The following is a 12,922-nucleotide window of genomic DNA, read 5'->3' as shown; positions in this document are numbered from 1 at the left end:
TGGAAGTCATGCGGTTACCTTCTGGATGGCAAATTGCGGCACGTCGCCGTTCGCGAACTCGACGATGTTGTTCAGCGCCTTGTCGATCAAGCCCTGCATCGCGTCGACGCTGCTCCACGCAACGTGCGGATTGAGGATGAAGTTGTCGTGATCGATCAGCTGGAAGATCGGGTCGTCGACGTCGACCGGCTCGTTCACCAGCACGTCCAGCGCCGCGCCGCCGATCGTTTCGTTGAGCATGGCGTCGATCAGCGCCGCTTCGTTGACGATGCCGCCGCGCGCCGTGTTGATCAGGATCGCGTCGCGCTTCATCTGCGCAAGCTCCTTCGCGCCGAGCATGTTGCATGTCTCGTCGGTGAGCGGCACGTTGACCGACAGCACGTCGCTGCGCGCGAGCAATTGCGCGAGCGGCACGAAGCCCGCACCGCGAAACTCGCCGCCCTTGTCGTAGAGCAGCACGTTCATGTCGAGGCCGCGCGCGAGTTCCGCGAGCCGGCGCGCGATCACGCCGTTGCCGATGATGCCGAGCGTCTTGCCGGCCACATCGCGAATCCGGAAATCGAAATAGATGTTGCGCGCCGGCACCTCGCCGCGATGGACCTTGCGCATCAGCCGGTGATAGCTGCTCGGCCGGCGCAGCAGTTCGAACATCATCGCGATCACGTGCTCGGCCACCGTGTTGGCCGCATAGCCGGGCACGTTCGTCACCACGATGCCGTGTTCGTGACAGTAGTCGAGATCGACGATATCGGTGCCGGTCAGCGCCAGCGAAATCATCCTGAGGTTCGGCAACTGGCGCAGATGCGCCTCGCGCAGCGGCACGCTGCAGGTCAGCGCGACGGTCGCGTCGCGCAGCCGCGCGACGAGGTCCTGCGGCGACGTATAGCTGTAGCTGGTCCACGTATGCTCGAACGGCAGTGGCGGCACTTTCACCGAAGGCGCGATACCTTCATGATCGAGAAAAACGACGTGATGCGACATGTTCATCCCTTGCTGACGACTTTCTTGGGCGCATAGCCGGCAGGCGCCAGCGACGTGAGGAAATTGGTGAGTGCGCCGGCGTCGCGATCGAGATCCTCGAGCGACTCCTTGCGCACCAGCGCGTTGCGCACCATGCGCGCGCCGATGAAACGGAACGGCTCGGGCGGCAGCAGCTTCATGTGCTGGTTAACGAGTCCGCAATTGGCCCACTCGTCGTTGGCCTCCTCGACCAGCGACTTGATGATGCGGCTGGCGAACACCGTGGGGCCCACGCCCGCACCGGAGAAACCGATGCCGAACACGATGTCGCGATGGCCGCCGAGATAACCGAAATTGGGCAGCCCCTTCATCGCGCGATCGAGCGGCCCGGTCCAGCTGTTGACCACGGGCACGTCGGCCAGTTGCGGATAGAACGATCGCATTTCGGCGGTCACGCCGTCGACTGCCGGACACGGCTTGTCGTACAGCGCGCCGATCTTCGACGCGAAGGCGAACTGGCCCAGCGGCTTGCCGAACACGATGCGGCCGTCCGGCGTGTTGCGCCAGTAGTTGAGCACCGTGCGCGAATCGCTCACGCACACGCCGGTCCTGAAGCCCGTCGCATCGAGCCGCGACTTCATCTGTGCGGTCGCGATCATGTCGCTCGACATGACCACGAACATCCGCTTGAGCTCGGGGAATTGCGCGCCCCACGCATTCATCGCGATGACCACCTTGCGCGCCGTGATCTTGCCGCGCGGGGTGTATACCACCGGCGGCTTGCTGCGTTCGAGGCGCGTCATCGGCGTCTTCTCGTAGACGCGCACGCCCAGCTCGATCGCCACGCGGCGCAAGCCGCGCGCCAGCAGCGCCGGCTGCACCGTCGCCGCATTGGGATCGAAAATGCCCGACAGGATCCGCGGCGAGCCGGACGTGTCGCGCACCTCGTCCGGCGACAGCGCCCGGAACGGGTTCACGCCGTACTTCTCCAGGCTCTCGGTCAGCACCAGCCACGAGTTGTGCTGACGCGGATTGCTCGCCGTCCACAGCCAGCCGTCCTTGCGGAACTGCGCATCGACGTCGTGCTCGCGGCAGAATTCGCCGATTTCGTCGATCGCCGATTCGGCGGCCTCGCAGATGCGCCGTGCCTCGGCTTCGCCGCAGATGCTCATCAGCGACAGATACTTCGCCCACCAGTTGTTGACGAAGCCGCCGTTGCGCCCGCTCGCGCCGGAGCCGCAGCGATCCTTTTCGATCACGACGATATCCAGGCCCGGCTTCGCCTTCTTCATCCGGATCGCCGACCACAGCGCCAGGTAACCGCCGCCGATGATGCACACGTCGGCCTGCGTCGATTCCTCGAGTGCGGGCGCCAATGCACATTCGCGATCCAGCGCCTGCGCATACCAGAAACCTCGGTACATAAGTTTTTGCCCCGTTAGAGATCAATACAGGGGCAGATTTTCCGGTTGCGGAACCGGCGGGGCTATCACGAGAAGGACAATTCCTAGAATGCCGGGGATGCGGCCACCTAGGGGTTTCCCTAGCTCCGGCAGCGCATTTTTCGCGTCGAGCGCGCGCTGCGCCGACCATACCGTCAGGCCCTCGTTTGCTGTCATTCCCGTTATATTTTTCGGTGTTTTTGCCACATACAGGACATCGGCAAACTCGTACACTGCGCGCATACGGCATGCCGGATTCTCATCTTTCTCGGGGATGAGCGATGTATACAGATAACGAAGACTACGGAGACGGAAGCCAGGAGGCCGACGAGGCGCCGCCTGGCCGGCCCGACTTGCGCGTCGGCTTCATCCTGCTGAATCAGTTCACGCTGGTCCCGGTGGCCGGGCTGGTCGATTCGTTGCGGTTCGCGGCGGACAAATCGTTTCGCAGCCGCCAGATCTACTGCCAGTGGGACTGGATGACCTGCAACGACGAGCCGATCTCCGCGAGCTGCGGCATGCCGATCCTGCCGACCAAGCGGCTCGAGCAGCTCGAATCGTACGACTACGTCGTGGTCGCCGGCGGCCTGCTCGCCGAAACCCGCAATCCGCCCGACTGGCTGCTCGATGCGTTGCGCAACGTCCATGCGGCCGGCATCCCGATCATCGGGCTGTGCTCGGCGTCGTTCGTGCTGGGCAAGGCGGGGCTGCTCGACGGCCGTCGCTGCGCGATTCACTTCACGATCCGCGACGAGTTCAGCGAGCGCTTTCCGCTCGCCACCGCACTGATCGACAAGAGCTACGTGGACGACGAAGGCATCATCACGTGCCCCGGCGGCACGGCGATCGATCTCGCCGCGAACATGATCCGGCGCCACTGCGGCGAGATTCGCGCGCAGAAGGGGCTGAAGTACCTGCTGGCGGACACCGCGCTCGACACCGCGCCCGAGCAAGAACGCGACAGCGAACCGCACGTGTACCAGAACGAGATCGTGCGCAAGGCGATCGCGTTCATGCGCGCCAATCTCGGCGCGTCGGCCACGCTGAAGGAAGTCGCCGATCACGCAGGCACCAGCGCGCGCCAACTGCATCGCGCGTTTCTGAACAACACGAACGATGCGCCCGCGAACTACTGGAGAAAGCTCCGGCTCGAACACGCCCGCAAGCAACTCGCGGACACGAGCCTGAACGTCACGACGATCGCGATCGAGTGCGGGTTCTCGGATGCGTCGCACTTCATTCTGTGGTTCCGCAAGCAGTACGGCGAGACGCCCTCGGTTTACCGCAAACGCCGGCATGAGGTAGAGCGGCTGCTTGCCGCGCGCTGACGCGCGCGGCTCGACTACAGCGCGCCCGTCGCCTGAATCTCGATCAGATAATCCGGATGCGCGAGCGGCGCGCCGACGCAGGCGCGCGCAGGCTGATCGGCGTTGCCGACCCATGCGTCGTACACGCGATTCATCGCATCGAAATCCTTCATGTCGGCCAGCCAGATCTGGATGCGCGTGACGTGCTGCTTGCCGGCGCCCGCCTCAAGCAACAGCCCTTCCAGTTGCGCCAGCACCGAGCGCGTCTGCGCGTCGATGTCGGTCGGCACACCGGCCGCCGCGACGATGCCCGACGTTTCGATCCGGTCGCCGGATACGACGATGCCGCTGGCGCGCGGGCGCACGGCAAATCGTTTGATCTCGCTCATGTCCGGCTCCGCGTCAGAACAGCACGTACGTCTTGCGCAGCGTCTCGCGAATGTCCCACACGCCTTCGCAGTTCGCCGGGAACAGCACGGCATCGCCCGCGCGCAGCTCGACCGGCTCGCCGCCATCCGGCGTGAAGAGGCACCAGCCGCTGACGATGTGGCTGAATTCGCGGTTTTTCAGATGACGGCGGAACTGGCCGGGCGAGCTTTCCCACACGCCGGTGCTCGCGCCGACGTCGGCGGCTTCCTGATGCTGGGCCGTGCCTTGCGCCGCGACGATCTCGCCGATCGGCAGTCTGGGCGGCGCGGTTTCGCCGATCGCGGCCGCTTCGGCCTGTCGAACCACGGTAAGAACCTGGGTCATGAAATCGTCCTCTGTTTCAGTTGAATTAAACACTTTGCATTCCGGATCATAGGGCGCGGTAAACCCCGGCCGTATCCGACTCGAAATGCCGCAACTCTTCCTGTCGCCGCGCTTCCGACCAGCCGAGCACCGTCGCGGCGATGCGCGACAGTTCCTCGGCACGGTCGCGCCCGAGCACCGGATTCAACCCGTCGGGCAGGCGACGGCGAATCAGGTCGGCCAGCCGCACGACGTGCTCCTGCTTCAGGATCTGCTCGACGGTTTGCGCGTTCGCCTGCCGCCCCGGACCGACCAGCATCCCCTTGGGCGCCGCACGCCGCTTGCCCAGGTGCCGCTCGACCGACTTCGCGGCCATCCGCCCGGCGTGGCGGTGCATCATGATGTAGGAGCCCGTCATCGTGACGAGCCCCGGCAGGTTCGGATCCTCGATCGCACGCACGGGCAGGCTGACCGTTTCGCCGTCCGTCGTCGACATCGGGCGCACGCCGCACCAGCAGTGCCGCACGTGCGCGCGCGTGAGCTTCAGCTCGGGGAACAGCAGGTTCGCCTCGCTCAGGATGTAGTCGACTTCGGCATCCAGCACGCGCACGTTGTCCGGATCCTCGCTGACGACGGTTTCGGTCGGGCCGATGAAGTGATGGTCGCCCCACGGGAAGATGTAGAACGTCTCGCCCTTGCTCGAGAACGCTTCGAGCCCCTGGCCGCGCCATGCGTCCGGCAGGCGCACCATCACGTTCACGCCCTTGCGTCCGAGCACCCGCTTCACGTCGCGATGGCCGCCGCCGGACACGCGATCGACCCACGGCCCCGCGGCGTTCACGACCGCGCGCGCGCTGATGCGCACTTGCGCGGTCGCGCCGGGCGCCTGGTCGTCGAGCGTGATGCGCCAGGCCGCACCGCGCCGCTCGAGCGCACTCACCTTCGTGTACGTGCGCAGCGTCGCGCCGCGCTGCTCGGCATCGAGCGCCGTATCGACGCAGATGCGCTCGGGCCACGCATACATGTATTCCTCGAACACGCCGACACCGGCCAGCGGGCCACCCAGCGCCGCGACCATCGCGCTCTCGCGGGCCGCCTGTTCCGGTGACAGCCGGCGAAACGCCAGCGGCACGTTGCGGCTCGCGACGGCCTCCATCAGCCGGAAGCCGAAGCCGACCAGCCAGTGCGGATAGCGGTCGCCCGCGCGAAACGGGTAATGGAAGCGGTGGCGGGTCAGCCGCTGCGGCATGTCGGCAACCAGTTCGGCGCGGCAGTGCATGATGTTGCGCGCATACAGAAAGCGCTTCATCACGGCGACCGGCCGGAACGGGATCTGCCACAGCGGAAACTGCGGCGCCAGATAGCCGACGCCGGAATACAGCATCCGGCTCGAGCGCGACGACGTGCCCGTCGCGATATCGCCGCGGTCGACCAGCAGGGTCTTGAAGCCGCGCCCGGCCAATTCGCGCGCGCTGGCGCAGCCCACCGCGCCGGCGCCGATCACCACCACGTCCCAGGTCTCGTCGGCCAGCTTGCTCAGTTGCGGTCGCATCGTTCGTCCATCGTCATGTCGGTTGGAAAGTGACTGGCGTGCGACGGGCACGCGCGACATCCGCCGCGCGTGCCCGTTCGCCGCCATGCCGTTCAGTGATCGAGCGAAGCCGCCTGATGCAGGTCCAGCTTCTGCGTCTCGGGCGCCATCGCCCACGCGCACCACGCGCCGACGAACGAGACGGCAGCCGCAACCAGCATCGTGTGGCCGATGCCGATCGACGTCAGCGCGACCGGAACCAGATACGTACCCACCGCCGTGCCGATCCGCGACAGCGACGTGCCCAGGCCGACGGCCGTCGCACGGATCTCGGTCGGGAACAGTTCGTTCGGGTAGACGAATTCCAGGATCTGCGCGCCGCTGTTGAAGATCGCATAGGCGCCGAACAGGATCAGCACGATCATCGGGGACGCATTCGGATTCAAGCCCAGCAGCGCCAGCGCCGCCCCGGACCACAGAAAGCTCTGGATCAGCATCTGCCGGCGCCCCATCACGTTGATCAGCTTCATCCCCGCCAGGCAGCCGACGACGAACAGCATCGTGATCGCGACCGACCCCAGCGCGGCCCATTTCTCGGTCAGGCCGAGCGCACCGAGCACGGTCGGCGCGAACGAGTAGATCGCGAACAGCGGCAGCACGGCGCAGGTCCAGAAGATCGTCACGAACCACATGCGCTTGCCGTAGCCCGAGTGGAACAGCGACCACACCGATACTTCGCGCGTCTTCGGCGGCTCCGGCAGGTTTTTCGACGAGAACCGCGGGCCATACACGTGCTTGATGACCTTGTCGGCTTCTTCCCGGCGCCCCTTGCTGAGCAGCCAGCGCGGCGACTCCGGCGTGCCTGCGCGCGCCACCATGAACAGCACGCCCGGCACCAGCGCGCTGGCCAGCACGTAGCGCCATGCATCCGCGCCGCCGAACTCGAGGATCAGGGTACCGCCGATATACGCACAGGCCGCGCCGGCGAACCACATCACCAGCATGCTCGCGAGGAGCGGACCGCGATATTTGCGGGGCAGGAACTCCGCGAGGAACGCGGTCGCGATCGGATAGTCCGCCCCGACGGCGACGCCGATCAGCAGGCGCCAGATGAACAGCGCCCACACCGACTCCACCCAGAACTGGGCGGCCGAAAAACCGATGATCGCGACCAGGTCGATCAGGTAAAGCACCTTGCGGCCGAAGCGGTCCGTGAACCACCCGCCGAGGAAACCGCCGAGAAAGATGCCGATCAGCGCCGACGCGGCAACCATCCCTTCCCAGAACGTATTCAAATGCAGTGCAGCCGATATCTGCATCATCACGACACCGATGATGCTCATCACGTAACCGTCGAGAAACGGCCCGCCGGCCGAGTAGAGGGTCAGTTTCTTGTGGAACCGGTTGAGTGGTTCGTCTTCGAGATTGCTGATCGACGACATTCGTTCTCCTTAATTTTGTATTGAGAAATTCGGACGTTTCATGGATGGACCCGGCCAACGTGACGGCCAGGCCGTCAGGGTGCCGGATCGGTGGTGTTCGAACCCGGGCCCCGCCCCGATCCGCTCAGCAGCGCATCGAATACGACTTCGCACGCGGCGTTCCATGCCGCGTTCGCCTGATGCAGCGCGAGCATCTCGAGCCCCTGTTCGGTAAACGTGCCCGGCGTCGCGATCGAACGGCCCAGATCGCGGATCGGCAGTGCATCGCGATGCCGCGCGTAGGCCACGCAATCCTCGATGCTGCTCAGCACCAGCGCGCGCGCCCGCCCGGGCGGCATGCCCTTGTCTTCCAGCCAGTGCTGCAGGTCATGCAACAGAAAGTAGAACCAGCCGTTCATGCACGCGCTGACCGTCGCCAGTTCGAACTCCGTCTCGCTGGCGAGGACGATCAGATTGCCGAGCACGTGCAGCAGCGCCTGCGCGCCGGGATCGGCGGGATAGAGGGCGACCGTCGAGCGGTTGATCTCGGCCGCATAGGACAGCATCGCCCGCACGCAGCGGTCGATGCCGAACAACCGCTGCAGCTCCGCGACCGATACGCCGCTCACGACGGAGATCAGCGTCTGGTCCGGCCGGAGCGCGACCTCTTGCGCGAGCGCTTCCAGTTGTGCCGGACGAACGCCGACCAGCACGATGTCGGCCGCATCGACGACCGCCTGGTTGTCGGTCATCACGCGGCACGCGTGCTCGCGGCCGAGCGCGAGCGCCTTCTCGCGTCCGCGCGGCGACAGCACGATTTCCATGTCGCCGGTCTCGCGCAGCAGGCCGCGCACCATCTTTTCGGTGAGATCTCCCACCCCGAGAATACCCAGTTTGATCATGACGTCCTCTCTCGTGACGGATGCTCAGCTTTCCTTGCCCGCGCGGCACTGTCCCCACATCAGGTTCAGATTCACGCCGGCGGACAGCAGCGGTTCGGGCGGATTCGCATTCGGCCCGGGCGACGACAGCAGGAACTCGATCAGTTCGTTGCGCTCCCCGGCGAGCCAGTCGGCCAGCAACGTGCCGGTGATCGTGCCGCGCGTGATGCCCAGGCCGCCGCAGCACAGCGCGCCGTAGACGTTCGGCGCGAGCTGGCCGAAATGCGCCATGTGATTGCGCGACAGGCACATCGCGCCGCCCCACGTGTATTCGAACGGCACGTTCGGCAGCATCGGGAAACGCCGCTCGAACGACGCGCGATGGCGCTGCGCGACGCGTTGCAGGAACGCCTCGCTGCTGTGGCCGTTCGGGTTGAAGCTGAAGCTGTTGCGCACCAGCAGACGGTTGTCCGGCGTGCGCCGCAACGTGCTGCCGAACGGATCGGCCGGGATGATGCCCCACACGGGCAAGCCGCCCAGCCGTGCCTGCTCGTCGTCGGTCAGCACGCGCGTCATGCTGGCATACGTGAAGACCGGCAGCAGTCGTCGCTTCAGGAAGCCGAAGCTCGATGCGAATGCGTTGTTGGTCAGCAGCAGCTTGTCCGCGACGATTTCGCCGTGCCGATGCGCGAGCGTGATCCGGTCGCCGTAGTCGACGGACGTGACCGGCGTGTATTCGTGCAGCGTGACGTTGTCCGGCAGGCTGTCGGCGAGCCCTTTCACGAGCGCCGCCGGCTGCAGGAGGATCGTGCCGGGCGTGAACAGCCCCTGCTTGTAGAAGCGCGTGCCGATGCGTTCCGGCAGTTCGTCTTCCGCAACCACCTCGCAGTGTTCGCCGAGGTTTTCGAGCCCTTTCCGGTACGCATCGAGCACCGCGATGCCGCGCGGTTCGACGGCAGCCTGGTACTTGCCGACCGCGCGCATGTCGCACTCGATCCCATGCTCGGCGACCAATTGCTTGATGATCTGCTGCGCGGCCTGGTTGAGCTTCAGGTTCATCCGCGCCGTCGCGGGATCGCCGATGTAATCGGGCGCGCCGATGTCGTGCGGCAGGTCGATCGCGAATCCGGAGTTTCGGCCGGACGCCCCATAACCGACTTCCTGTGCGTCCAGCAGGACGACGGCATCGTTCGGATGGCGCAGCGCGATGCGGCGCGCCGCCGCCAGGCCCGTGAGCCCGGCACCGACGACGACCCAGCGCGCGGAGGTCTTGCCCGTATGCGCGGCGGCGGGTCGCCGGGTCCGGCTCAGGTGAAACCAGCCGCAGGATCTGTCGTCGGCCGGCAAGTAGTTGACTCGTTTCATGTTCAGCACCAATGTGTGCCGCAAGTATCGAGTCGGCGCGCGAAATGCGCATATAAGGAATGAGGCAATTGCTATGACGCCAGTGCCATTCAGGGTATCCCCTTAAGCAGCGACGCACGCCGCGCGCCGCCCATCACCCCGCCGCGCGCACGTGATCGAGCAGCGCCTGCAGCGGGTGGCGCAGCTGCCGCGCCGACATGCGCTTCACCTGGCTGCGGCACGAATACCCGGTCGCCAGCGCTTCGCCCGCGTCGTCCGGCGCGTCGACGTGCGCGGCCCACGACTGCGCATAGATCGTGCGCGACGTGTCCAGGTTGCGCGCCTCGTGCCCGTACGTCCCCGACATCCCGCAGCAGCCGGCGGCCTGCACCTGCAGGCGCAAGCCGCGGCGCGCGAACACCTGCCCCCACTGCTTGCCGCTGTCCGGCGCGTTGGTCTTCTCGGTGCAGTGCGGCAGCAGCCGGTACGACCCGGATGCGCTGCCCGCGGCCGATTCCGGCAGTGCGTGCAGCAGCCACTCCTGCGGCAGCGCGACCTTCGGCACGTCGGCGAGCCCGGTCACCTTCAGATACTCCTGACGATACGTGAGCGTCATCGCCGGATCGAGGCCGACCAGCGCGATGCCCGGGCGCGCCAGCGCGGCCAGTTGCGTCGCGTTGCGGATCGCCGCCTTCCCGAACGCGCGCAGGAAGCCCTGGACGTGCAGCGCCTTGCCGTTCGGCGCGAGCGGCGCGAGCCAAACCTGGAAGCCCGCGCGCGCCGCCAGCTCGATCAGCGTCGCCAGTTGCTCGGTATCGAAGTAGCGCGTGAACGTGTCCTGCACGATGACGACGCTGCGTGCGCGTTGCGCATCGGTCAGCGCCGCGAGCGCCTGCGGATCGGCGGGCCGCACACGCCACTGGCGAATCACGGCCGCGAGATCGAAGCGGCTCAGCAGCGGACTGTCGACCATGCCGACGTGCCGCTCCAGCAGCGTGCGCACCCAGCCGGCGCGCATCAGCCCGTTGTACAGCGCGGGCACCCGCGCCATCCACGGCATCGTGTATTCGAGCGAGCCGATCAGGTAGTCGCGCAGCGGCCGCAGATAGCGCTGGTGATACAGCTCGAGAAAGCGCGAGCGGAACTCGGGCACGTTGACCTTGACCGGGCACTGCCCCGCGCACGATTTGCATGCGAGGCAGCCGGCCATCGCGTCATACACCTCGTGCGAGAAATCGGCTTCCCCGTTGCGCGCCGCGCGGCTGTTGCGCCAGCGGGTCGCGAGGCCGCTCAGCCACGGCTGCCGGGCGCGCGCCGCCGCGACCACGTCCACGCCGGCCTGTCCTTGCAGGCGCAACCATTCGCGCATCAGCGACGCACGCCCCTTCGGCGAATGCACGCGTTCGCGGGTCGCCTTCCACGACGGGCACATCGCGTCGTCCGGGTCGAAGTTGTAGCACGCGCCGTTGCCGTTGCAGTGCATCGCCGTGCCGTAGCTCTGCCACACGCGCTCGTCGATCTGCCGGTCGTGGTCGCCGCGCGTGGGCACCTCGTCGATCTTGAGCAGCCGCAGCGTATTGTCCGGCGGCGTCGCGATCTTGCCCGGATTGAACTGGTTGTGCGGATCGAACGCGGCCTTCAGTTGCTGCAGCGACGGATACAGCTCGCCGAAGAACGCCGGCGCATATTCGGAGCGCACGCCCTTGCCGTGCTCGCCCCATAACAGGCCACCATGGCGCTGCGTGAGCGCGGCCACCGCATCCGACACCGGGCGCACCAGCGCCGCCTGCTTCGGGTCCTTCATGTCGAGCGCCGGGCGCACGTGCAGCACGCCCGCGTCGACGTGGCCGAACATCCCGTACTGCAGCCCGTAGCCATCCAGCAGCGCGCGGAATTCGGCGATGTATGCGGCCAGGTTTTCGGGCGGCACCGCGGTGTCCTCGACGAACGGCTGCGGACGCGCTTCGCCCTGCACGTTGCCGAGCAAGCCGACCGCGCGCTTGCGCATCGCATACACGCGCTTCACCGCGTCGTCGCCGCTCGCGAGCGTATGGCCGAGCCGCTCGACGCTCGTATCGTTGCGCAGATGGTCGACGAACGCGCGTACCTGCGCATCGACGTCTTGCGCGTCGTCGCCGCTGAATTCGATCAGGTTGATGCCGAGCGTCGGACGCGGGTCGTCCTGCGGGAAATATTCGGCGACGCTGCTCCACACGAAGTCCTTCATCGCGAGCATCAGCACCTTCGAGTCGACCGTCTCGATCGACAGCGGTTTCAGTTCGAGCAGCGCGCGCGCATCGCGCAGCGCATCCATGAAGCTCGCGTAGCGCACGTTCACCAGCACCGAGTACTTCGGGATCGGCAGCACGTTAAGCCGCGCTTCGACGACGAAGCCGAGCGAGCCTTCGGCGCCGCACAGCACGCTGTTCAGGTTGAAGCGGCCGTCCGGCTCGCGCAGGTGCGCGAGATCGTAGCCGGTCAGGCAGCGATTGAGCTTCGGAAATTTCGCGTCGATCAGCGCGGCCTTTTCATCGGCGATGCGGCGCGCGGTGCGATACACCTTGCCGATCCGGTCCTGCTGCGCGCAGCGGCGCGTCAGTTCGTCGTCCGCGAGCGCGTCGCTGTGCAGCTGCTCGCCGCCCATCAGCACGAAGTCGAGCGCGAGCACGTGGTCGCGCGTCTTGCCGTACGTGCAGCTGCCCTGCCCGCTCGCGTCGGTGTTGATCATCCCGCCGACCGTCGCGCGGTTCGAGGTCGACAGCTCCGGCGCGAAAAAGAGGCCGTGCGGCTTCAGCGCGGCATTGAGCTGATCCTTGACGACGCCCGCCTGCACCCGCACCCAGCGCTCGGCGACGTTGATCTCCAGGATCCGGTTCATGTTGCGCGACAGGTCGACGACCACGCCATCGGTCAGCGACTGCCCGTTGGTGCCGGTGCCGCCGCCGCGCGCCGCCACCGCGACGTCGCGATGCGCGGGCTCGGCGAGCAGCCGCGCGACGAGCCGCACGTCGTCCGCATGCGCGGGACAGATCACCGCCTGCGGCAGCCGCTGGTAGATCGAGTTGTCCGTGGCCTGCACGGTCCGGTTCGCGTGATCCGCACGGATGTCCCCGGCGAAGCCGGCGGCCTGTAGGGCGGCGAGAAAATCGCGGTAACGGCTTTCAGGCTGGCTGGCGGGACGGGGCAACGGGGCGATCGACATGGGATAAACGCGAGAGGTGGGTCGGGCCGGCGTGCCGTCAGGTCAGAAACATGAGTTTTGAGCAAGATTCCATGCACGCCGGAAATCCAGTATCTTGCTAAT

11 protein-coding genes are annotated in these 12,922 nt (G+C 66.5%); 1 reads left to right on the top strand and 10 read right to left on the bottom strand.

From position 1 onward, the window contains the following. Positions 1–6: 6 nt before the first annotated feature. Genes BX604_RS22400 through BX604_RS38500 form a run of 3 tightly spaced genes read right to left on the bottom strand, consistent with a single transcriptional unit; the run spans position 7 to position 2,645 of the window. Positions 7–933 carry an NAD(P)-dependent oxidoreductase gene (locus BX604_RS22400; protein ID WP_218926876.1) on the bottom strand — a complete coding sequence of 309 codons (927 nt, stop codon included), beginning with the start codon at positions 931–933 and terminating at the stop codon, positions 7–9. A 50-nt stretch (positions 934–983) separates the two neighbouring features. Continuing rightward, positions 984–2,384: an NAD(P)/FAD-dependent oxidoreductase gene (locus BX604_RS22395; protein ID WP_098553076.1), complete on the bottom strand. Its 1,401-nt coding sequence runs from the start codon at positions 2,382–2,384 to the stop codon at positions 984–986. Between the two features lie 21 nt (positions 2,385–2,405). Then, positions 2,406–2,645, bottom strand: a complete 240-nt coding sequence (locus BX604_RS38500; protein WP_143748075.1) for a hypothetical protein — start codon at positions 2,643–2,645, stop codon at positions 2,406–2,408. Between the two features lie 38 nt (positions 2,646–2,683). On the opposite strand from BX604_RS38500, the gene BX604_RS22390 reads away from it, so the two are divergent. Beyond that, positions 2,684–3,730, top strand: a complete 1,047-nt coding sequence (locus tag BX604_RS22390; protein WP_098553075.1) for a GlxA family transcriptional regulator — start codon at positions 2,684–2,686, stop codon at positions 3,728–3,730. Positions 3,731–3,744: 14 nt separating this feature from the next. On the opposite strand, the gene BX604_RS22385 is transcribed toward BX604_RS22390, so the two are convergent. The 7 genes from BX604_RS22385 to ydiJ all read right to left on the bottom strand — a co-directional run bounded on the left by BX604_RS22385 (position 3,745) and on the right by ydiJ (position 12,820). Then, positions 3,745–4,098 carry a RidA family protein gene (locus BX604_RS22385; protein ID WP_098553074.1) on the bottom strand — a complete coding sequence of 118 codons (354 nt, stop codon included), beginning with the start codon at positions 4,096–4,098 and terminating at the stop codon, positions 3,745–3,747. Between the two features lie 13 nt (positions 4,099–4,111). Beyond that, positions 4,112–4,462 carry a cupin domain-containing protein gene (locus BX604_RS22380; protein WP_098553073.1) on the bottom strand — a complete coding sequence of 117 codons (351 nt, stop codon included), beginning with the start codon at positions 4,460–4,462 and terminating at the stop codon, positions 4,112–4,114. A 46-nt stretch (positions 4,463–4,508) separates the two neighbouring features. Further along, entirely contained in the window at positions 4,509–5,993 is a 1,485-nt protein-coding gene (locus BX604_RS22375; RefSeq protein ID WP_098553072.1) for an FAD-dependent oxidoreductase, read from the bottom strand. Positions 5,994–6,085: 92 nt separating this feature from the next. Beyond that, the gene (locus BX604_RS22370; RefSeq protein WP_098553071.1) at positions 6,086–7,414 is read right to left on the bottom strand and encodes an MFS transporter; all 1,329 of its coding nucleotides are present in this window, start codon (positions 7,412–7,414) and stop codon (positions 6,086–6,088) included. A 74-nt stretch (positions 7,415–7,488) separates the two neighbouring features. After that, on the bottom strand, positions 7,489–8,295 hold the full coding sequence (locus tag BX604_RS22365; RefSeq protein ID WP_098553070.1) for an NAD(P)-binding domain-containing protein: 807 nt from the start codon (positions 8,293–8,295) through the stop codon (positions 7,489–7,491). Between the two features lie 24 nt (positions 8,296–8,319). After that, positions 8,320–9,639, bottom strand: coding sequence for an NAD(P)/FAD-dependent oxidoreductase (locus BX604_RS22360; RefSeq protein WP_098553971.1), 1,320 nt, complete (start codon positions 9,637–9,639; stop codon positions 8,320–8,322). Between the two features lie 133 nt (positions 9,640–9,772). After that, on the bottom strand, positions 9,773–12,820 hold the full coding sequence (ydiJ, locus tag BX604_RS22355) for a D-2-hydroxyglutarate dehydrogenase YdiJ (protein ID WP_098553069.1): 3,048 nt from the start codon (positions 12,818–12,820) through the stop codon (positions 9,773–9,775). Between the last annotated feature and the right edge of the window lie 102 nt (positions 12,821–12,922).

The sequence above is a fragment of the Burkholderia sp. JKS000303 genome (genome assembly GCF_002563755.1).
GTDB lineage: Bacteria > Pseudomonadota > Gammaproteobacteria > Burkholderiales > Burkholderiaceae > Burkholderia > Burkholderia anthina_B.
Note: the sequence above shows the minus strand (reverse complement) of the source record. Positions and strands in the feature narration are given on the sequence as shown.

Bases quoted from the DNA above. Each gene is read 5' to 3' on its own strand.
- BX604_RS22395 (WP_098553076.1), bottom strand. From the start codon at position 2,384: ATGTACCGAGGTTTCTGGTATGCGCAGGCGCTGGATCGCGAATGTGCA.
- BX604_RS38500 (WP_143748075.1), bottom strand. From the start codon at position 2,645: ATGCGCGCAGTGTACGAGTTTGCCGATGTCCTGTATGTGGCAAAAACA.
- BX604_RS22390 (WP_098553075.1), top strand. From the start codon at position 2,684: ATGTATACAGATAACGAAGACTACGGAGACGGAAGCCAGGAGGCCGAC.
- BX604_RS22385 (WP_098553074.1), bottom strand. From the start codon at position 4,098: ATGAGCGAGATCAAACGATTTGCCGTGCGCCCGCGCGCCAGCGGCATC.
- BX604_RS22380 (WP_098553073.1), bottom strand. From the start codon at position 4,462: ATGACCCAGGTTCTTACCGTGGTTCGACAGGCCGAAGCGGCCGCGATC.
- BX604_RS22375 (WP_098553072.1), bottom strand. From the start codon at position 5,993: ATGCGACCGCAACTGAGCAAGCTGGCCGACGAGACCTGGGACGTGGTG.
- BX604_RS22370 (WP_098553071.1), bottom strand. From the start codon at position 7,414: ATGTCGTCGATCAGCAATCTCGAAGACGAACCACTCAACCGGTTCCAC.
- BX604_RS22365 (WP_098553070.1), bottom strand. From the start codon at position 8,295: ATGATCAAACTGGGTATTCTCGGGGTGGGAGATCTCACCGAAAAGATG.
- BX604_RS22360 (WP_098553971.1), bottom strand. From the start codon at position 9,639: ATGAAACGAGTCAACTACTTGCCGGCCGACGACAGATCCTGCGGCTGG.
- ydiJ (WP_098553069.1), bottom strand. From the start codon at position 12,820: ATGTCGATCGCCCCGTTGCCCCGTCCCGCCAGCCAGCCTGAAAGCCGT.